The organism is Rhodococcus sp. SMB37, assembly GCF_004345605.1.
Classification (GTDB): domain Bacteria; phylum Actinomycetota; class Actinomycetes; order Mycobacteriales; family Mycobacteriaceae; genus Rhodococcus.
This window is the reverse complement of sequence record NZ_SLVY01000001.1, coordinates 272,333-292,886: the sequence shown is the minus strand read 5'-3', so window position 1 is coordinate 292,886 and position 20,554 is coordinate 272,333. Positions and strand designations below refer to the sequence as shown.

At 65.7% G+C, this 20,554-nt stretch carries 17 protein-coding genes; 6 read left to right on the top strand and 11 right to left on the bottom strand.

The features are described from left to right. Positions 1-20: 20 nt before the first annotated feature. Positions 21-3,914, bottom strand: coding sequence for an ATP-dependent RNA helicase HrpA (gene hrpA, locus EV641_RS01405; protein ID WP_132470310.1), 3,894 nt, complete (start codon positions 3,912-3,914; stop codon positions 21-23). A gap of 63 nt (positions 3,915-3,977) precedes the next feature. Continuing rightward, positions 3,978-4,925: a TIGR03621 family F420-dependent LLM class oxidoreductase gene (locus EV641_RS01400; RefSeq protein WP_054716167.1), complete on the bottom strand. Its 948-nt coding sequence runs from the start codon at positions 4,923-4,925 to the stop codon at positions 3,978-3,980. 124 nt (positions 4,926-5,049) lie between these two features. Here EV641_RS01400 and EV641_RS01395 point away from each other — a divergent pair, with 124 nt between their 5' ends. Next, positions 5,050-6,243, top strand: a complete 1,194-nt coding sequence (locus EV641_RS01395) for an aminotransferase class III-fold pyridoxal phosphate-dependent enzyme (protein WP_054716173.1) — start codon at positions 5,050-5,052, stop codon at positions 6,241-6,243. A 9-nt stretch (positions 6,244-6,252) separates the two neighbouring features. Here the strand turns inward: EV641_RS01395 and EV641_RS01390 are convergent, their stop codons facing one another. Then, positions 6,253-6,516, bottom strand: coding sequence for a hypothetical protein (locus EV641_RS01390; RefSeq protein WP_132470307.1), 264 nt, complete (start codon positions 6,514-6,516; stop codon positions 6,253-6,255). A 41-nt stretch (positions 6,517-6,557) separates the two neighbouring features. Here EV641_RS01390 and EV641_RS01385 point away from each other — a divergent pair, with 41 nt between their 5' ends. Beyond that, positions 6,558-7,274: a hypothetical protein gene (locus EV641_RS01385; RefSeq protein ID WP_132470304.1), complete on the top strand. Its 717-nt coding sequence runs from the start codon at positions 6,558-6,560 to the stop codon at positions 7,272-7,274. A gap of 78 nt (positions 7,275-7,352) precedes the next feature. Here the strand turns inward: EV641_RS01385 and EV641_RS01380 are convergent, their stop codons facing one another. Then, positions 7,353-7,892 (bottom strand): carboxymuconolactone decarboxylase family protein, encoded by a 540-nt coding sequence (locus EV641_RS01380; protein ID WP_054716159.1) that lies wholly within the window; start codon positions 7,890-7,892, stop codon positions 7,353-7,355. Then, positions 7,889-8,479, bottom strand: coding sequence for a peroxiredoxin (locus tag EV641_RS01375; protein ID WP_054716170.1), 591 nt, complete (start codon positions 8,477-8,479; stop codon positions 7,889-7,891). Before EV641_RS01375 ends, EV641_RS01380 begins: the two co-directional genes overlap by 4 nt. A gap of 176 nt (positions 8,480-8,655) precedes the next feature. Here EV641_RS01375 and EV641_RS01370 point away from each other — a divergent pair, with 176 nt between their 5' ends. After that, the gene (locus tag EV641_RS01370; RefSeq protein ID WP_132470301.1) at positions 8,656-9,585 is read left to right on the top strand and encodes a LysR substrate-binding domain-containing protein; all 930 of its coding nucleotides are present in this window, start codon (positions 8,656-8,658) and stop codon (positions 9,583-9,585) included. 25 nt (positions 9,586-9,610) lie between these two features. Here the strand turns inward: EV641_RS01370 and EV641_RS01365 are convergent, their stop codons facing one another. From EV641_RS01365 to EV641_RS01350, 4 genes are all read right to left on the bottom strand, one after another. Further along, positions 9,611-10,384: a LysR family substrate-binding domain-containing protein gene (locus EV641_RS01365; protein WP_132470298.1), complete on the bottom strand. Its 774-nt coding sequence runs from the start codon at positions 10,382-10,384 to the stop codon at positions 9,611-9,613. A gap of 31 nt (positions 10,385-10,415) precedes the next feature. Beyond that, on the bottom strand, positions 10,416-12,920 hold the full coding sequence (locus tag EV641_RS01360) for a DEAD/DEAH box helicase (protein WP_132470295.1): 2,505 nt from the start codon (positions 12,918-12,920) through the stop codon (positions 10,416-10,418). A 32-nt stretch (positions 12,921-12,952) separates the two neighbouring features. Continuing rightward, complete coding sequence (locus EV641_RS01355; protein ID WP_132470292.1) at positions 12,953-13,990, bottom strand: alpha/beta hydrolase; 1,038 nt, start codon at positions 13,988-13,990, stop codon at positions 12,953-12,955. Positions 13,991-14,210: 220 nt separating this feature from the next. Then, the gene (locus EV641_RS01350) at positions 14,211-15,152 is read right to left on the bottom strand and encodes a PAC2 family protein (protein ID WP_054713537.1); all 942 of its coding nucleotides are present in this window, start codon (positions 15,150-15,152) and stop codon (positions 14,211-14,213) included. A 144-nt stretch (positions 15,153-15,296) separates the two neighbouring features. Between EV641_RS01350 and EV641_RS01345 the strand changes: the two genes are divergently transcribed. Together EV641_RS01345 and EV641_RS01340 are read left to right on the top strand one after the other, a co-directional pair. Further along, complete coding sequence (locus EV641_RS01345) at positions 15,297-16,043, top strand: DUF5642 family protein (protein WP_241996731.1); 747 nt, start codon at positions 15,297-15,299, stop codon at positions 16,041-16,043. A 213-nt stretch (positions 16,044-16,256) separates the two neighbouring features. Next, a complete protein-coding gene (locus EV641_RS01340; protein ID WP_132470289.1) occupies positions 16,257-17,387 on the top strand; it encodes a DUF4192 domain-containing protein in 1,131 nt (376 codons plus the stop codon). On the opposite strand, the gene galE is transcribed toward EV641_RS01340, so the two are convergent. Then, positions 17,388-18,383 carry a UDP-glucose 4-epimerase GalE gene (gene galE, locus EV641_RS01335; RefSeq protein ID WP_132470286.1) on the bottom strand — a complete coding sequence of 332 codons (996 nt, stop codon included), beginning with the start codon at positions 18,381-18,383 and terminating at the stop codon, positions 17,388-17,390. 50 nt (positions 18,384-18,433) lie between these two features. Continuing rightward, entirely contained in the window at positions 18,434-19,120 is a 687-nt protein-coding gene (locus EV641_RS01330) for a metal-dependent transcriptional regulator (RefSeq protein WP_054713536.1), read from the bottom strand. Between the two features lie 103 nt (positions 19,121-19,223). Between EV641_RS01330 and EV641_RS01325 the strand changes: the two genes are divergently transcribed. Next, complete coding sequence (locus EV641_RS01325) at positions 19,224-20,495, top strand: acetoin utilization protein AcuC (protein WP_132470283.1); 1,272 nt, start codon at positions 19,224-19,226, stop codon at positions 20,493-20,495. Positions 20,496-20,554 lie beyond the last annotated feature (59 nt).

Here is a 20,554-nt window from a genome sequence, read left to right as displayed (position 1 = left end):
CCCCGAGGCCGTCTGCCTCGTCAGCGGATCGAATCGATGGCCTTGAGTACCCGTTTCTCCGATACCGGACCCCGCGTGCCCATTCCCTGGGCGAACAAGCTCACGCGCAGTTCTTCGATCATCCAGTAGATGTCCACGACGTCGCGCGCGGCACGGCGTTCCTCGGGTAACCGTGCGAGCAGCTTGTCGTAGGCCGCGTACACCCGATCGAGGACATCCATGGCCTGCGCGTCGCGATTCGCGCTTGCCGGCAGCGCTTCGAGGCGCTGGGCGGCGGCAGCGAGATAACGCGGGAGGTCGGTCAGGCGACGAGTACCCAGGTCGGTGACGAACCCGGCGAAGAGCAACGAGGACAGTTGCTCTCGGACGTCGTCCGCAGCCTCGCCGCGAACCCGATCCAGCAGCACGCCCACCTCATGGGCCTTGCTCAGTGCCGGGACCACGGATTTCAGCAGATGCGCGACTCGCCGGGGGAGTTCGCTGCGCACGACCGCGGCGAGCGCGTCGAATTCCTCGGGTGCCCGTACCGGCTTCCCGTGCGCCGCGATCAATTCGTCGACCGCGCACGCCCGGCAGTCCTCGACGAGAGCGTCGAACGAACCGTCCGGGTTGCGGCCGAGTGCCAGTCGCTCCGAATTCGTCAACCCGGCGGTCACGACCTTCGCCTTGGTGGGTGCAGCGGCGAGGAGGAGCGCGCGCAACCCGGCGCGGGTGGCGGCGCGTTGTGCCTGCGGCGTGGCCAGAACGCGTACCGCCACACCCTCGCCCTCGGACACCAGGGCGGGATAGCCGGTCACCTGTTGCCCGCCGACCTCGCGCGTGACCGTCTGCGGCAGGGTGCCGAGGGTCTCGGCCGTCCATACGACCGCCGGTGCGCGTTCGGTACCCGAGGCGGCGCGCGCGACCTCGGCGTCGACTCGCTTCGAGAGCTGCTTTCGCAGCGCGGTGAGACTCTTGCTACGGCCCAGTACCTTTCCGCTCTCGTCGACAGCAACGAACGTCATCTTCAGGTGATCGGGCAGTGTCGATGGGGTGAAGTCGCTCGGTTCGATCCTGCAGTTCCCGAGCCGCGACAACTCGCGGGCGAGTGCGTTGACGAGTGGTTCGCTACGCGCGGTCACCGAGGCGAGGGCGGCCTTCGCGAAATCGGGTGCCGGAACCACCTGGCGTCGAATCTGTTTCGGCAGGCTCTTGATCAGGGCGGTAACGAGTTCGTGCCGAAGCCCCGGGACCAGCCAGTCGAATCCGACGGGTCGGACTCCAGCGAGCAGCGCCAACGGGATCCTGGCGGTGACTCCGTCGTCCTCGGTGCCAGGCTCGAACTGGTAGGTCAGGGGGAATTGCAGCTCGCCCTGTCGCCATGCGTCGGGATAGTCGCCCTCCAGAATCGCGGCCGCGTCCTGGTTGACCACCGTCTCGGGTGTGAAGGTCAGCAGATCCGGTTGTTCCTGCCGGGTCTTCTTCCACCAGGTGTCGAAATGCCTGGCCGAGACGACTTCCGGCCCCACACGCCGGTCGTAGAATTCGAACAGTGTGTCGTCGTCGACGACGAGGTCCCGCCGCCGCGCGCGGTGTTCGAGTTCTTCGACGTCGTCGAGCAGTGCCCGGTTCTCGTGGAAGAATTTGTGACGGGTCTGCCACTCGCCCTGTACGAGTGCGTGCCTGATGAACAGCTCGCGCGAGACCTCGGGATCGATCCGTCCGTACTGCACCCGTCGTTGCGCGACAAGCGGGATGCCGTAGAGCGTGACGCGCTCGTACGCCATTGCGGCCTGCTGCTTAGTCGACCAATGCGGCTCGGAGTAGGTGCGCTTGACCAGGTGCGGAGCGAGCTTCTCCGCCCACTCGGGTTCGATCCGCGCCGCCATCCGGCCCCACAGCCGCGACGTCTCGACCAGTTCGCCGGCCATGACCCACCGCGGTGGTTTCTTGAACAGGGACGAGCCGGGGAAGATCGCGAAGCGTGCCCCGCGCGCGCCGAGGAAGTCGCGTTTGTCGCCTTCGCGCAGCCCGACATGTGAGAGCAGGCCGGCGAGCAGCGACTGGTGGATTGCGTCGTCGGAGACCTCCTGATGTGCGGTCTCCCAGCCCAGGCTCAGCGTGATCTGGCGAAGCTGCCCCTGTAGATCCTGCCACTCCCGGATGCGCATCCAGTGGAGGAACTCGGCACGACACAACTTTCGGAACTGATTGGACGACAGCTCTTTCCGCTGTTCCTTGAGGTAGTCCCACAGGCGAAGGAAGGCGAGGAAATCCGATCCGTCGACATTGAACCGCGCATGCTTCTCGTCCGCGGCCTGCTGATGCTCGGTCGGCCGCTCGCGGACATCTTGGATCGACAACGCCGACACGATGATGAGGACCTCGCGCAGACATCCATTGCGGTGACCCTCGACGATCATGCGCGCCATGCGGGGATCGACGGGCAGCCGCGCGAGTTCCCGTCCGGTGCCGGTCAAACGCGGGGTTTCGTCCTTGCCGGCGGGTTCGATCGCGCCCAGTTCGTGCAGCAGCGCGACACCGTCGCGGATCGCGCGTGGGTCGGGCGGCTCGACGAACGGGAACGAAGCGATATCGCCGAGACCGAGTGCCGTCATCTGCAGGACGACCGACGCGAGATTGGTGCGCAGGATCTCGGGCTCGGTGAACTCGGAGCGCGACTCGAAATCGTCCTCCGAGTAGAGACGGATGCAGATGCCGTCGGCGACACGACCGCAACGACCGGCACGCTGCCGAGCGGACGCCTGGGAGATTTCCTCGATGGGTAGTCTCTGGACCTTCGTCCGCACCGAGTACCGCGAGATGCGGGCAGTTCCGGGGTCGACGACGTAGCGGATGCCGGGCACCGTCAACGAGGTCTCGGCGACGTTGGTCGACAGCACTACGCGCCGTCCGTTGTGCCCGGTGAAGACGCGATGCTGTTCGGCAGCAGACAGTCGGCCGTAGAGGGGGAGGATTTCGGTGTTGTGCAACTTGCGGTCGCGCAGTGCGTCGGCGGTGTCCCGGATCTCGCGCTCACCCGACAGGAACACGAGGATGTCGCCGTCGCCGGCCGACTGCAGTTCCTCGACCGCCTCGCACACAGCGTCGACGGGGTCGCGGTCGACGAGTTCGTCACCCCGCTCGACGGTCAGCGGACGGTACCGCACCTCTACCGGATACGTGCGCCCGGAGACCTCGACGATAGGAGCCGGCGTCCCGTCCGCGTCCGCGAAGTGCGTGGCGAACCGTTCCGGGTCGATCGTCGCCGAGGTGATGATCACCTTCAGGTCGGGTCGGCGCGGGAGCAGCTGCGCGAGATACCCGAGGAGGAAATCGATGTTGAGGCTGCGTTCGTGCGCCTCGTCGATGATCAAGGTGTCGTAGCGGCGCAGCATACGGTCGCGCTGGATCTCGGCGAGCAGAATGCCGTCGGTCATCAGCTTGACCAGGGTGTGATCGGATACCTGGTCGGTGAAGCGCACTGTGTAGCCGACGGTGTCGCCGAGTTCGGAATCGAGTTCTTCCGACAGACGCTCGGCCACTGCACGCGCCGCGATACGACGGGGCTGGGTGTGCCCGACGAGGCCACGCACACCGCGTCCGAGTTCGAGACAGATCTTGGGGATCTGAGTGGTCTTGCCGGACCCTGTCTCACCCGCAACCACGACGACCTGGTGGTCGCGGATTGCGTCCGCGATGTCGTCCTTGCGCTGGGAGACCGGAAGGTCTTCCGGATACCGGATCGGGGGGACGGACTCGACGCGCTGCGTCTGGCGGGCCCGCGCGGAATCGATGTCACGGGCGATCTTGGCGAGTGCGTCGTCGCCGCGGGCTCGATCGAGACGGCGGCGGAACCGATGTTCGTCGCTGAGCGACACCTCGGTCAGGGCTGCGCGAAGCTCGCGACGGTTCGGGGCAGGAGAGATGGACATGCTGGTCACACAGCCTAGCGACTGTCGAGGTCGCGCGGCGACACCGGTGGGCGAGCGAGTACGTCAGCCGGCCAGTGCCCGCGTCCGCGCCATGACCGGTGCGAACGCTTCTCGATAGGGCGCATGCACGGTGTAGTGCGACAACCCGAGGCGATCACGGTTGTCGAGGATTTGTCGTGCCATCTCGTCGACCGTGCCGATCAGGAGGAAAGGCGAATCGAGGAGCCGGTCGACCGGCATCTCGATGCCGGTGCGCCGGAGCAGCACTTCCGCCGTGCCACGCCTGTCCTCGGTTTCACAGACGGCCTGCAACAGGGTGTGCCACTCGATGGTGTTCGCCCGGTCGCCGGCACATTCGCGAGTGAAGGCGACCCGTGCTGCGGCCTCCGCGGCAGTACCGATCCGGAAGGTGCCGGGTGGTCGGCCCTGGATCTGGAACGCGCCGGCGACACTGATGATGTCCGCGTACTCGGCCGCGACCCGCAGGACCCGCTCGCCGGTACCACCGACGATCAGTGGTGGCCCCTGACGGCCGAATCCACGGCGCTGGATCGGCCGCAGGACAGGGATGTCGTACTCCGCGCGGAGTGTCTCCTGTTCGGAATACCCGTCGCCACCGAAGTGGTCCCGGAGCGTGGTGATCGTCGATTCGAGCCGGCGCGTGCGTGCGGTGAAACCCTCCCATTCGATATCGGCCCGGTCGAACTCCCACTTCATGTGTCCCGCTCCGAGCCCGATCTCGAGGCGGCCGTCGGTGAGAATGTCCGTGGTCGCGATATCGCGTGCCAGCAATACCGGGTTCCAGAACTCGACATTGAGCACCAGGGTGCCCACGCGCAGACGACGGGTTGCGTCTGCTGCCGCGACGAGAAGCGGGAAGGGTGACCCCACACCGAGGTGGTCGGTCGTGTCGACAGCGTCGTAGCCCTCCCGCTCTGCGTCACGGCAGAAGACGACGAATGCGCGGCGGGATTCGAGACCGAAAATGTTGACCGAGAATCGGAACGTCATACGTCGAGGGTCCCCTGTGAGCGGGCCGATCCGCCAGCCTCGGCGCAAGCCCATACGATGGCGGAAAACCGGTAGTCGTGGACAGGAGCTGGCTGTGGGTGCGTTGTGGCACGGATTCGCCGATATGGGTGTCGTGGAGCGGGATGGAGCCTTCGTTGTGGCCCGCGGAGAGGGCGCATACATCTGGGATGACGCCGGCACCCGCTATCTCGACGCGACGGCGGGACTGTGGTTCGCCAACGTCGGCCACGGTCGCACCGAGATCGGGGAGGCCGTTGCCGCGCAGCTCGCGAAGGTCGCGCACTTCTCGAATTTCGGTGATTTCGCTACCGAACCCACGATCGCCCTTGCCGAGCGGCTCGCGGCAATCGCACCGATCCCCGGCAGCAAGATCTTCTTCACCTCGGGCGGCTCCGACTCGATCGATACCGCAGCGAAGCTCGCCCGCCGCTACTGGCAGGAGATCGGCAGGTCGAGCAAGACGCTGATCGTCAGCCGCGAGAAGGCGTATCACGGGATGCACGTCGGCGGTACGTCGATGGCGGGTATCCCCGTCAACGCAGAGGGCTACGGCTCGCTGTGGACCGACACCGCCACCGTGCCCTGGGACGACGCCAAAGGTCTGCTCGAACTCATCGAGAAGGTCGGGGCCGACAACATCGCTGCGTTCTTCTGCGAACCGATCATCGGCGCCGGGGGCGTGTATCTTCCGCCGGACGGCTACCTCACGGAGATCCGCGACATCTGCCGCGACCACGACATCCTGTTCGTCACCGACGAGGTGGTGACCGGGTTCGGCCGGATCGGAGGCTCGTGGTTCGCGTCGACCAGGTTTGATCTGCAGCCCGATATCGTGACGACAGCCAAGGGACTGACGTCGGGCTATCTGCCGATGGGTGCGGTGTTCGTGGCGCCGAGGGTCGCCGAACCGTTCTTCGCCGGTGGTGTGTGGTGGCGCCACGGCTACACCTACGGAGGTCACGCGGCGGCAGCCGCCGCGGCGCACGCCAACCTCGACATCTTCGAACGCGAGAACCTGCTCGACGAATCCGCACGCCTCGAGAAGACACTCCACGAAAAACTCGCCCCGCTCGCCGATCATCCGCGTATCGCGGAGGTGCGTAGCGGGATCGGTGCAGTCGCGGCTGTGCAGCTCGCTGATCCAGGTGAGGCCTTGGGCTTCGTCAAAACCCTGAGGGAGCATGGCATCTCGGGCCGCGCGGCCGGTCAGGGCGCGATGCAGATCTCACCGTCGTTCGTCATGACGGACGAGCAGGTGCAGGACCTGGCCGACGGTTTCGCTGCAGCACTGGGCTGACCGAATCGATCAACGTCGACTCCGGACCCGCCGCAACAGGCGGCGGATCCTGGTCTTCGCGCTCATCGGTACCTCGGTGAGCGGCACTTCCTCGGTGCCGTCCCGCGCTGCGACCGCTCGTGCATACCGTTCATGCAGGACCGACCGGATCTCCTCGGGGCTGTAGTCGCGACGCCTGCGTTCGTTGCGCAGGGTGATCGCACCGGTCGCCGCGACGCCCACGACGCCGGCGAGTCCGAGCAGCTTCCACAGCGTGCTGGTACGAAGGGCCATGCAGCGAGCCTAACCGGGACGGCCCATGGCACGCTTTCCCCATGCACCCCCGAGGCACCCTGCAACCTGGCCCGACGCCGTCGCGCATCACTCTGGACGAGGCGGTGGATCTCACACGTACGGGCGACATCTGGGTCTTCCGCGGTACCAGTGGGGCGGACAGGGCTATCCAGACCCTCACCAATGCCCCTGTCAACCACGTAGGCATGACGGTGGCATTCGCGGACCTGCCTCCGCTGATGTGGCATGCCGAACTGGGTCGGAGCCTGCCCGACATGTGGACGGGACGGCATCAACGCGGCGTCCAACTTCACGATCTGCGCAGCGCGGTACAGGTATGGGGAGCGCGCTACGGGCAGCGCGGTTGGCTTCGTCAACTCTCTGTTCCTGTCACCGGGGAACAAGAGGATCAGCTCCTGCGTACCATCGCTCGCCTGGACGGAACACCCTTCCCATCCACAGCAAAACTCGCCGGACGATGGTTCGCGGGTCGCGTGCCTCGGCTGAAGCGCCGCGAGTCCGGCCTCGAAAGTGCGTACTGCGCCGAGGTCGTCGCAGTGACGATGGAGGCGATGGGGCTGCTCGAACAACGACGTCGCGGGAGCAGTTGGTATGACCCGGGGAGGTTCTGGAGCGGTGACAGATTGCCGCTGGCGCCGGGTGTCGAGTTCGGTGGTGAGATCGAAGTAGCACTCGAGGCGAGTGATATCGCGGCAGGCGAGGCACTCGGCGGAAATCCGCCGCACCTGAGCCCATAGCCGTGCATCTTCATGCCGGCCGGAGCGCGCGGAAAGGGACCCCTCCGAAGAGGGACCCCTTTCCGATGATGCAGTAGATCAGGCGTTGGCGCCGGCGAGGATCTCGCTGGCGGTGATCGCCTGGGCCACGCCCTGAAGGGTCGCGGCGACCTTGACGGCCTCCCAGACTTGCTCCTTGGTGAGGCCTTCCTTGCGGACGACGCTGTCGTGCGCTGCGGTGCAGTCGTGGCATCCGTTGATCGTGGACACTGCCAGCGACCACAGCTCGAAGTCGGACTTCTCCACTCCGGGGCTGCCGATGATGTTCATCCGCAGGCCCATACGCACCTGGGTGTATTCGTCGCCGAGGAAGCTCTTGGCCCGGTAGGCGACATTGTTCATGCCCATGATCGACGCTGCGCCGAGTGCGGCGTTGTACGCCTCCGCCGACAGCACGTCAGCGGCTTCCTCTGAGATCTCTGCGAGCACGGTCGCCGACTTGGTGGCGGCCGCGGCCGCGAGGAACGTGCCCCACAGCTGCTGCTCGTTGAGCTCGGTCGAGCGAGCGAGCGAGCTCAGGTTGAGCTTGAGATCCTTCGCGTACTCGGGAAGAGCGTTCTTCAGGTTGTCGACACTCACTGCAGCGCCGCCTTGACGAGCTCACCCGCGTTGAGGGTCGGGTCGTTCTTCTTCCAGTTGCATGCGCACAGCTCGTCGGACTGCAGGGCGTCGAGGACACGGAGGACCTCGTCGACGTTGCGGCCCACGGAACCGGCTGTGACGGACACGAACTGGATCTCGTTGTTCGGGTCGATGATGAAGGTGGCGCGATCGGCAACACCGTCGGCGTTCAGGACGCCGGTGGCCGAGACGAGCTCACGGTTGAGGTCCGACAGCATCGGGAAGGGGAGGGTCTTGAGATCCTCGTGCTGTGCACGCCACTGGAAGTGCACGAACTCGTTGTCGACAGACGCGCCCAGGACCTGCGTGTCGCGGTCTGCGAACTCCTCGTTCAGCTTGCCGAATGCGGCGATCTCGGTCGGGCAGATGAAGGTGAAGTCCTTCGGCCAGAAGAAGACGACCTTCCACTTGCCGGCGTAGTCATCGCTGGTGATGGTGGTGAAGTAGTCGTCGGGCTGCGCGGCGTCGACCTGCGACAGGTCGCCGCCGATGAGGGCCTTCAGGTTGAAAGCGGGGAACTGATCGCCGATGGTCAGCAATGCCATTTTCGGTCCTCTCGTGGGTGTCTCGTGAACAAGCGAGTCGATCGCGCACGCCACGCCCGATGACGTGGGTATGTGCTTTGCCGGACGATCCTTGCGGTCCGATCTCCGGTATGAGATTCATCTTGCCGGAAAATTTTCAAAAGGTAAAGGTGATTGCTCGCACTATACTGATAGGCATGTCCGATCAGACTTATCACCCGACCCTGTCACAGCTGCGTGCGTTCGTGGCCGTCGCCACCTATAAGCACTTCGGAACGGCCGCAGCGCGTTTGAGTGTGAGCCAACCCACACTGTCGCAGGGGCTCGCGTCGCTCGAGAACGGGCTCGGCGTGCAGTTGATCGAGAGAAGTACCCGTCGTGTGCTCGTCACCCCCGCCGGCGCGCGACTCCTCGCCCAGGCCAAGGCGATCCTCGACGCCGCAGATGGGTTCGTCGCGGCGGCGGCCGGTGTCTCCGACGGATTCTCGGGCCCGCTGAGGATCGGGCTGATTCCCACCGTCGCGCCCTATTTCCTTCCCGGCCTGCTACCCGAATTCCGCACGCGTATGCCCAATCTTGCAGTGCACGTGATCGAGGATCAGACCGCCCGGCTCCTCGGGTCGTTGCGCTCGGGCACCCTGGACGTCGCCGTACTCGCGTTACCGTCCGAGGTTGCCGGTGTCGTGGAGATTCCGCTGTACACCGAGGATTTCATCCTCGTCGTCCCCGCCGACCATCCTCTGGCCGGACGAGTGGATCTCCCACTGTCGATCCTCGACGAACTGCCACTGTTGCTGCTCGACGAGGGCCACTGCCTCCGCGACCAGACACTCGACCTGTGTCGATCCGTCGACGCCAGGCCCGATGCAGGTGACACGCGCGCAACATCGCTGGCAACGGTCGTGCGGTGCGTAGCAGGTGGTCTCGGCGTCACGCTCGTTCCCGCGTCGGCGATACCGGTGGAGACTGCCGGAGGTGATCTGGCCGTGGCGCACTTCGCTGCACCCGAGCCGGGGCGCACCATCGGTCTGGTCTTCCGGGCCTCGAGTGCCCGCGCCGACGACTACCGAGCGTTGGCGGACGTGTTGCGGTCGCAGGCGCCGCCGCAGTCCCGAGCCATCGGCTGATCAGTTGCGCTGCGGAGGAGTCCGATCAACCGCGACCGCGGCGGGAACGCCCGGCGTTCTTGCCGCGACCGGTGGTACCTCGACGTGACTTCGGCTTCTTGTCGCCGACGATCTTTCTCGGTTGCGAACCTTGACGCTCGCCCCGACGTTTGCCCGGGCTCTTCGGCGCGTCCTCGGTTCCGGAGTCGCCCCGCCGACCACGGGAACTGTTCGCGGTTCGGCCCCGGACGATGCCGACGAACTCGTCCACATGATCGGTGGTGTGGTCGGTGAGCCAGACGAGACCGACCTGCGACTGAGGAGCGTCGACGACCGGTCGATAGGTCAGATCCTTGCGATGGTGCAGACGAGCGAGCGATTGCGGCGTCACGAGCACTCCCACCTCCGACGCGACATGCGAGATCGCGTCCTCCGTGGTCTCAGGCCGCTCGAACGACTCTTCGCCGGGCAGGCTCACCCAATCGAGCACATCGTCGAGGGGATGCAACACGGTCTCGTCCGCAAGGTCCGACACCGTCACCTCGTCGACCGCGGCGATCGCGTGCTCCTTCGGCACCACCACCACGGAGGTCTCGGTGTAGAGGGTGATCACCGACAGTCCGTCACGCTCGAGTGGCAACCGCAGCAGCGCGATGTCCGCGGTGCCGTCCCGTACGCAGTCCGCTCCCGATGTCGACTCGATCGGAACCAGCTCGATCGGTACGTCCGGAATCCGTTCCTTCCACACCCGAACCCACTTGGCCGGGGTCACGCCGGGGACGTAGGACAGGCGAAACCTCGCAGCGGACTCATCGTTCACCGGGCCCACGGTACCGGTCCTGACCCGGTGCTCAGCCTTCGACGATCTCGAACTCGTCGAAGACCACCTCACCGGCGGCGTCCGACTCGGCGAGGTTGACCTCCCCGATCAATGCCCAGCCGTGATCGCCGTCCGGATCGGCAAGCGTCTGACGAACCCGCCACAACTCGGAACCCGTCTCGGCCGAGAACAACAACGGGCCGCGCGCATCGGGCCCGGTGCCGATCTCGTCGTACTCGTCGAAGTAGAGCTCGAGCAGATCCGACCAGTCCTCCGCATCCAGCCCGTCACCGAGTTCGGCCAGATCGTTCCAGCGTTTCCGCGACGCGAGCTCGACACGCTTGAACATCGCGTTGCGCACCATCACCCGGAACGCACGCGTGTTCGCCGAGAGCGGCCGCGGTGTGTCCGCCCCGAACGCGATCTGCTGATCGTCCGATTCCGAACCCGGGTTGGTGAGCGACTCCCACTCGTCGAGCAGAGACGAATCGACCTGCCGGATCAGCTCGCCGAGCCACTCCGTGATGTCCTCGAGTTCCTCGGTGCGTGCGGCGTCGGGAACCGTCTGACGCAGCGCCCGGTACGCATCCGCGAGGTACCGAAGCACCAGACCTTCCGACCGCGCCAGTCCGTAGTGGCTCACCAACTCCGCGAACGTCATCGCACGCTCGATCATGTCGCGCACGACGGACTTCGGCGACAGCGGGAACTCGGAGACCCACGGGTGCCCGCCACGGTAGGTTTCGAATGCGGGCTCGAGTAGCTCCACGAGGGGCTTGGGCCAGGTGATCTCTTCGAGCAGTTCCATCCGCTCGTCGTACTCGATGCCGTCGGCCTTCATCTCGGCGACCGCTTCACCACGCGCAGCATGCTGCTGCGCCATCAGGATCTGACGAGGATTGTCGAGGGTCGACTCGATCACCGACACCACGTCGAGTGCGTACGTGGTCGACTCGATGTCGAGCAGCTCGATCGCGGCCAGCGCGAACGGGGACAGGGGCTGATTCAGCGCGAAGTCGCGCTGCAGATCGACGGTCAGACGCGCCATCCGTCCGTCCTCATCGGGTTCGTCGAGCTGCTGCACGACCCCCGCCTGCACCAGGCCGCGGTACAACGAAATCGCCTTGAGGATGTGCTTGCGCTGTGCGGGCCGCTGCTCGTGGTTGTCCTCGAGGAGGTGACGCATCGCATCGAAGCAGTTGCCGGGTCGCGCGATGACGTTGAGAAGCATCGAGTTGCTCACCGCGAACCGAGAGTGCAGTGGCTCCGGGGATGCAGCGATGAGCTTGTCGAAGGTTCCCTGCCCCCAGGAGACGAATCCCTCGGGCGCCTTCTTCCGTTGGACCTTGCGTCGCTTCTTGGGATCCTCACCGGCCTTGGCGAGCGCACGGATGTTCTCGATCTCGTGCTCGGGTGCCTGCACGACGACGCTTCCCATCGTGTCGTAGCCGGCGCGCCCGGCCCGCCCCGCGATCTGGTGGAACTCGCGTGCCTTGAGCTGCCGCGTTCGGGTGCCGTCGTATTTGGTCAGCCCCGTGAGCAGTACTGTGCGGATCGGCACGTTGATGCCGACGCCGAGAGTGTCGGTGCCGCAGATGACCTTGAGAAGGCCGTCCTGTGCGAGCTTCTCGATCAGGCGCCGGTACTTGGGCAGCATGCCCGCGTGGTGGACGCCGATTCCGTGCCGGACCAACCGAGAGAGTGTCTTGCCGAATCCGGTGGTGAATCGGAACGCGCCCAGGGCCTCGGCGATGGCCGCCTTTTCGTCCTTGGAACACATGTTGACACTGGTGAGGGCCTGCGCCCGCTCGAGCGCGGCGGCCTGCGTGAAGTGCACGACGTAGACCGGGGCCTGATGGGTGGTGACGAGTTCTTCGATGGCCTCGCCGATCGGAACCTGAGAGTACGAGAACGTCAGGGGAACCGGGCGCTCGGAGCCCGAGACCTCGACCGTGGGCCGCCCCGTTCGCCGCGTGAGATCGTCCTTCAGAAAGGTGACGTCACCGAGGGTCGCCGACATGAGCAGGAACTGCGCGTTCGGGAGTTCGACGATCGGTACCTGCCACGCCCAGCCGCGTTCGGGTTCCGAATAGAAATGGAATTCGTCCATCACGACCTGGCCGATGTCGGAGTCCGCGCCCTCACGCAACGCGAGGTTCGCGACGATCTCGGCGGTCGCGCAGATGATCGGGGCCCCCGCATTGACGGACGCGTCACCGGTCATCATCCCGACGAGGTCTGCTCCGAACACGTCGCACAGCGCGAAGAACTTCTCGCTCACGAGCGCCTTGATCGGCGCAGTGTAGAAGGTGCGCTTTCCCGTGGCCAGCGCGTGGAAATGAGCTCCGAGCGCGACCATGGACTTGCCCGAGCCGGTGGGGGTCGCGAGGATGACGTTGGCGCCGGAGACGAGCTCCATCAGCGCCTCTTCCTGCGCTGGGTAGAGCGTGATGCCCCGGTCCGTCGTCCAGGAGGTGAACGCGTCGAACAGAGAGTCGTCGTCGACAGGGTCGGGTATCAGATCCGGAAGCAGCACCGCTCCAGGCTAGTCGGAATGCCGGCCGGCCCCTACGTCGCGCTGCGTTCGTCCGATCCCATCGCGCCCAGGACAGCGGTGCGGGTGGCCGGTCCACCGGTGATCCGGGATTCGCTCACGCCGGTGAGCAGGAGCTGACGCCACTTCTCCTCGTCGAACTCGAGCGGCGTCGTGGAGTCGAGGAAATGCTCGACTACTCGCAAGAATCGGATCGGGTCGTCCCGGAAGGGGAAGTGCCCCGAACCGTGGAACACCTCGAGCCGCGACCTCGGCATGGCCGAGTGCGCAAGGTATGCGTGCCCGACGGGGATCACACTGTCCCGGTCACCCCAGATCAACTGCACTGGGACATCCTCCGTGAGATAACAACGATCGAGCATGGTCACCACCTGACCGCGCCAATCGACAACCGCCCGCAGGGTGCGCAGATAGGCCTCGTACGCGGTCGGATCGGGTAAACCGGAGAGGATGCGGACGAGATCGCTCGTATCGTGCAGCATCGTCCCGGGTCGGAGCGGGGAGCCGTTGATGTGGCCGAGGACGGCGCCTGCGAGCTTCACCGCAGGCACTGCACCGGGAATTCTGAGCAGTTTGAGCAGGTCGCTCACCCCCGGCAAGGACACCAGCCGCAGGGCTGGATGGACGCCCTTGGTGACACCGCCGGACGAGACCAGCACGAGACGCTCGATCATCTCCGGGAACTGGTAGCCGAACTGCATCGCAACGCCGCCCCCGAGGGAGTGGCCGATGATCGTGGCTCGCTCGACACCGAGTACCGACAGCAGGTCGCGAACACCGTTGGCGTATGCGGCGACGGAGTAGTCGGCGCGAGGCTTGTCGGACCGCCCGTGACCGAGCAGATCAGGCGCGATGACGGTGTACTTCTTCGCAAGATGTGGAATGACATCGAGCCAGGTGGACGAGTTGTCGCCGATACCGTGGATCAGCACCAGTACCGGGCCGCTGCCTGCGAGGCGGAAGGCGCGTCGGTACCCGTGAATTGTCCGGAAGACCATTCGTGGTTCCGTATCGGGAACCGGACGCAAGGTACGCGCTCGCGATGTAGCCATCAGTCTCTCCTGCCGTGTCCACGGGGCTGTAGCCGGCCGGTCTCCGATCTGACTCGGGAGGTGATCGTTGTGTGCTCAGCCTTGCATGCCGGCCGAGCATACTTTTTGTATGTGACGCCAGCAATAACGATCGTGACCGGTACGTAATGCTGCAGTAGCGACACCGGGCCGGTTCTCGGATCGGTCGCGCCGAACCCCTCCTGATTCTCAGGCGCAGATGTCAGGACTCGGAGTCCGTGTCGCCGTCCCTGCGCTCGTACTCGGCGAGGAATCGTTCGAACTCGGCTCCGAGTTCGTCCCCACTGGGAAGGCTTTCATCGGTCGGCAGGGGAGTGGACTGCTGCTCCTGTGCCGCCACGTAGCTGTCGTACTGCCGTTCGAGCGCCTGCACGACCGACAGCACCTCCTCGTTGCCCTCGATATGCTCGTCGACCTGCTCGCGAACACGCGCGGCAGCCTCGCCCAACGCACCCAGCGGAAGGTCGAGATTCCCGACCTCGGCGACATTGATCAGCAGCGACTCGGCGGCGGCCGGGTAGTCGGTCTGCGCCAGGTAGTGCGGGACGTGTACCGAGAACCCGACGGCCTCGTGCCCGTGCTGCGCCATCCGGAACTCGAGCAACGACGACGCGCCCGCCGGGACCTGCAACTGACCGGACCAGCGGTGATGATCAGCGATCAGGTCCCTGTTGGTCGAATGGGCGGTCACCCCCAGCGGACGGGTGTGTGGAATCGCCATGGGGATCGAGTTCAGGCCGATCGTGCGGCGGACCCCGAACTGCTCCGCCAACAGGCGGACCGCCGTGATGAAACGCTCCCATTTCAGATCCGGTTCGGTGCCGGCGAGCAGCAGGAACGGGGTGCCCGCGTTGTCGACGAGCGCATAGAGGTTGAGTTCGGGCGCGGCGTACTCGGAGAAATGATCCGATTCGAACGTCATCATCGGCCGACGAGAGCGGTAGTCGACCAGTTCATCGACTGCGAAGGACGCCACGACCTCCGTCTCGAGCTGCTCGCGCAGATGCGTGGTGGCAAGATGCACAGCGTGCCCGGCATCGGAGAAACCTTCCAGCCCGTGCACCAGCACAGGGCCTTGCCCATCGGCCGCTGTCAGTCGAGGAGCGGGAAACTCCAGCTCGTACATCCGGGACTGCTCGTCCATATCCGAACCACTCCGATCAGGTCGTCGTAGCCTTCTGCCCGGTGGCGCACCGGCGTGGCATGGTGGTGTTCGAGTCTAATTGAACCGAAAACAGCGCTCGACGGGGTGTTCTGCTCCGTGTGAACGGGAACAGCGGAGGTTCGGGTGGCCGTGAACGCAGTGCGTCGCCGGCACGAGTGGCATATGGGTCGTGTGGTCATGTGCGCGGCGCTGATCGTCACTGCATCGGGATGCTCGACCACGGTGGCCGGCACCGCAACGCCCGAATCCGCGTCGAAGGCCATCTCCGTGACCGGGATGTCCGATCCCACCCTGGACCGGCCGTTGCCCGCCGCGCTTCTGCTGCCCCCCGAACGGTTCCACGCCTCGTACCACGCCGTGACGCTGCCTCCTTCGGCAGTGGCACAGGCTGCTCCCGACCTGGCAGGGATTCCGATCGGAGCGAAGGTCGAACCACCCGGATGTCTCCCGCTCCCGCAGAACTACGGCCCCGAGGGGACTGCGATGGCCGTGGGGACCTCCGCGGACGGCGGAGCCACCATCAGCGTCGAAGTAGTAGTCCCGGCTCCGGAACTCCCCGAACTGAGGAAACACCTGGGAGAGTGTGGTGAGGTCGATGTCACTCACCGGGGCGTGACCTCCACCGTCACCACCGTCGCCGCGCCGAATCCGCTTCCACCGATAGGTGGCGTCCGGACGTTGGCGTACACCCGCACTGTGACCTCGGGGCAGCCCGGCCACGAGCTGATCCAGTCCATGGAGACCCGTGGCGCTCAACTCGGAGATGCCAGGATTCTGGTGACCTACATGACCTTCGACGACCGCGATGTCGACCGCGACGCCCTCGACATCGCATTTCACGATGCGGTGGTGTACGCGTTCGGGGGCTGACCCGGGTACCTCAGGGGCACGATGTCGCTCGTCATGTCGTCCACCCCGCAGGGGTGCGGCGCTAACATTCTGTGCCGACACTGCTCGCAGCTCCCGCCCCCGGGCTCCGGCTCGGCGCTCTGGTTGTCCACAGTCGCCTCATTCATCCACAGATTCGCGGATTCCGCGCCCGAGGCCGGATTTCGGTGGGCTCTACCCTGGATCGTGCTGGGCATGACCGCATCGACATCCTCCTCCCAGCCACTGCATCTGTCGGACATCGGCGAACTCCTCGCGGCAGTTCCCGCCATGCTCGGCTTCCACCCGACACGCTCGTTCCTCGTGTTGAGCCTCTCTCCCGCGCAACGATCACCGAACAACGACGGGCGAGGCGACGCGATCGGTGCCATCATGCGGCACGACCTTCTGCTGCCGCGCGCTGAAGAACCGATTCCTGCACCGATGAGCGCCGCATTCGAGAGGTTCTGCACGGTCTGCGTCCGCGAAGGGGCGCGCGCCGTCCTGGTGGTGCTCGTCGACGACAGGCTCGACCATCCACGCAACCATGCCTCCGGTTCCGCAGTGCGCCTGGTCGAGGAATTCGCCGACGAACTCGCACTGTCCGGCATCGAATTGGCCGGGGTTCACGCCACCCCCGAAATTGCCCGCGGGCGCATGTGGTTCACGCCCGAAGGGGAAGTGAACGGGACCATTCCCGATCCCGAGAGTTCGGTCGTTGCCGCAACACGAGTGTTCGGTGGTAGTCCGATCCGGCGGTCGCGGAACGAACTCGAGGCGCTGCTCGCTCCCTCGCCGCCGGAGCGTCGCCGCCGGGTGGGGCAGTGCATCGACGACGTGATCGATGCCCGCGACCTGGCATACGAGCACGCGGCACGGGCCGGCGGCACCGACCGTGCAGACCGAATGGAACTCGAATCACTGCTCGGACGTCTCGCGACCTTCGGCGACGGTGCCGGGCTCGAGGACCGGGAATGCGCAGAAGTGGCTGTACTCCTGGCGAATCCGACGGTCCGTGACTCGGTACTCGCGTTGGCGGCAGGAGCGCAGGCGCGTGCTGCCGAACGCATGTGGGTCGATCTTGCCCGTGCGCTACCGGATCCGGAACGAGCAGACGCCGCCGCACTCGTCGCCTTCAGTGCCTACGTGCGAGGAGACGGCCCGTTCGCGGGCGTTGCGCTCGGTGTGGCGCTGGAATCGAACCCCCGACATCGTCTCTCGGATCTCCTCGATCAGGCATTGCAAGCCGGACTGCGTCCCGAAGCCATCCGAGGGCTCGCCGACACCGGCTATGAGATAGCTGCCAGACTGGGCGTGGTGCTGCCCCCGCCGGGTCCGCCGGAATGATCAGCGACGGGCAGCGTGCGCGCGATCACCGAGATTGCGCATGAATTCCCAGGCGTCCGCGACGATCTCGTCGAGATCCGTGTGTTCGGGCTTCCAGCCGAGCTCATCGATCGCGCGGGCGCTCGACGCGATCAGCACGGCAGGATCACCTGCGCGTCGTGGTGCATCGGCAGCGGAGATGGGGAGTCCGGTGATTCGCTCGCACGATGAGATGACCTCGCGCACGGTGAAGCCCTCACCGCTGCCGAGGTTGTAGATGCGATGCGATCCCGCAGTTGCCTTCGACAGTGCCAGCATGTGCGCGTCGGCAAGGTCCTTGACGTGGATGTAATCGCGGATCGCGGTGCCGTCCTTGGTCGGCCAATCCGTCCCGAACACCGAAATGCGCTCGCGTTGGCCCAGGGCGACCTGCAGCACGAGTGGGATCAGATGTGTCTCGACGACACGATTCTCGCCGGCGCCTCCATAAGCTCCCGCCACGTTGAAGTAGCGCAGACTGGTCGCGGCCAGACCGTGGGCGCGGGCATACGAGGAGATCGCATGATCGATCGCGAGTTTGGAGGCACCGTACGGATTGGTGGGCCGGGTGGGTGCATCCTCGGTAATCGGCACCTGCTCGGGCTCGCCGTAGGTGGCTGCGGTGGACGAGAAGACCAGCCGCGGCGTACCCGACAACCGCATCGCTTCGAGCAGTGCGAGCGTGGTGACGACGTTGCCCTGCCAGTACTTCTCGGGGAACTCGACCGATTCCCCGACGAGTGATTGCGCGCCGAAGTGGAGAACACCGTCGAACCGAGGTGAACCACCTCCGACACTCAGCACCTCCGCGGCGATATCGGCGATATCGGCGTGGATGAATTCGGCACCGGACGGGACGGCGTCGGCGTTACCGGTGGACAGATCGTCGACGACGACCACGTCGTGGCCGTTCTCGAGCAACACGGTGCTGCACACGCTGCCCACATAGCCGGCGCCGCCGGTCACCAGAAGTTTCACGCTGGTCTCCTCTTCCACCGGCCCACCGGGCCGGTGGAAGAGGCCCGGCGTCAGACCTGCTTCACCTGCACGGCATGGGCCATCTCGTCGGAAAGCTCGAATGTGCTGTGACCGGTCACGGTGATCATCACCGAACCTGGCCGCGTCTCGACTGTAACGCGTGCGTCGGGCACGACGCCCGCCTCACGCAGTCGAGCGATCACGTCGGGGTCCGACTGGACGTACTCGGCGAGCCTGCGCACCACGACGGCCGTCGGCTGCCCACTCGGGATCTCCGTCAATCGGACCAGCTTCTCGTCGGAGACGACGGCCTTGTCGATACCCAGTTCCGCGAGCCCGGGGATGGGATTGCCGTACGGCGAGGTGGTCGGATTGTTGAGTACCTCGACGAGGCGACGTTCCACCTCCTCGCTCATCACGTGCTCCCAGCGGCACGCCTCGGCGTGCACGTTCTCCCAGTCGAGCCCAATCACGTCGACGAGCAACCGCTCTGCGAGACGGTGCTTACGCATGACGGAGACGGCAAGATCCCGTCCCTTCTCCGTCAGTTGCAGATGGCGGTCTCCTGCGACGCGTAGCAATCCGTCGCGTTCCATGCGGGCGACGGTCTGGCTCACCGTCGGACCGCTCTGTTCGAGGCGTTCGGCAATGCGTGCCCTCAGGGGCACCACACCTTCCTCCTCCAAGTCGTAGATCGTCCGGAGATACATCTCCGTTGTATCGACCAGGTCCTTCACTCTCACACCCCTTCGTCTGCGCCCGATTCTAACCGTGGCGCTGAGGTGGTGGGTGAGGTCCGATGCTCGCGCGACCCGAGGCGGGCAAGTAGCGTCTGTGTTCATGACCACGAGCTCCACCGCGGCAGGCGGTTCGACACATCTGGGCGGCGACCGTGTGGTGGTCTGGAGTCCCGATTACCTCGACTATCGGTGGGGTCCGAGCCATCCGATGAACCCGACCCGGCTCGACCTGACGATGGCGCTCACGCGCAGCATCGGGCTGCTCGAGGGCGTCGAAACGGTGCGCCCGGACCCTGCGGGCGACGCAGATCTACTCCGCATTCATACCTCCGGGTACGTCGATGCAGTCAAGAAGGCAGGTTCGGCGCCCGCCGGGGCGGAGCCTCCGGCCGATACACCGCACGGTCTCGGTACCGAAGACAATCCGATCTTCCCGAAAATGCATGAGGCGAGCGCCACACTGGCGGGGGGCACGTTGGCCGCTGCCCGCGAGATCGTATCCGGCAGAACCCGCAGGGCGGTGAGCATCGGTGGTGGCATGCACCACGCGATGGCGGACTGGGCCGCCGGCTTCTGCGTCTACAACGACGCAGCGATCGCCATCTCGTGGTTGCTCGATCAGGGCTACGATCGCATCGCCTATGTCGACGTCGACGCCCATCACGGCGACGGGGTCCAGCACGCGTTCCTGGACGACCCGCGTGTGCTGACAGTGTCGATTCATCAACACCCCGCGACGCTGTGGCCGAACACCGGCTGGTCGAGTGAGGTCGGGGCGGGAGCGGCCGAAGGTACCGCCATCAATCTGCCTGTGCTCCCCGGCACGGTCGATTCATTGTGGTTGCGGGCGTTCCACGCCGTCGTTCCCGGCGCGATCGCCGCGTTTCGTCCGCAGATCCTCATCAGTCAGTGCGGAGCCGACAGCCACCGCGAAGATCCGTTGGCCGATCTGTCGCTCACCGTCGACGGGCAACGCGCGTCGTATCTCGTGATGCGTGATCTCGCCGATCGGTACTGCGAGGGGCGTTGGCTCGCGTTGGGCGGGGGAGGATACGGTCTGGTCCGGGTTGTGCCACGCTCGTGGACACACCTGATCGCCGCGGCGCTCGACCGTGAGATCGACCTCACCACAAAGGTTCCCGACGACTGGCGTGAACGTGTCGGAGCGATGGCCCCGGGAGTCGAACTTCCCACCGAAATGGGTGAAGGAGCCGACTTGTCCTATCTACCGTGGGACGGCCCCGGTGGCACACCCGAAACCGGTGTGGCGTCTCTCGATCGCGCACTGACCCGAATCGATTCCGCGATCATCGCTACGCGCCGAGCAAGCTTCCCGCTTCTCGGGCTGGACCCGGAGGATCCTCGTGACTGATTCGGAGAGCGAGCGGACACCTGCGGACGACGGGTCGATCCGCACATCTGATGCCGGTG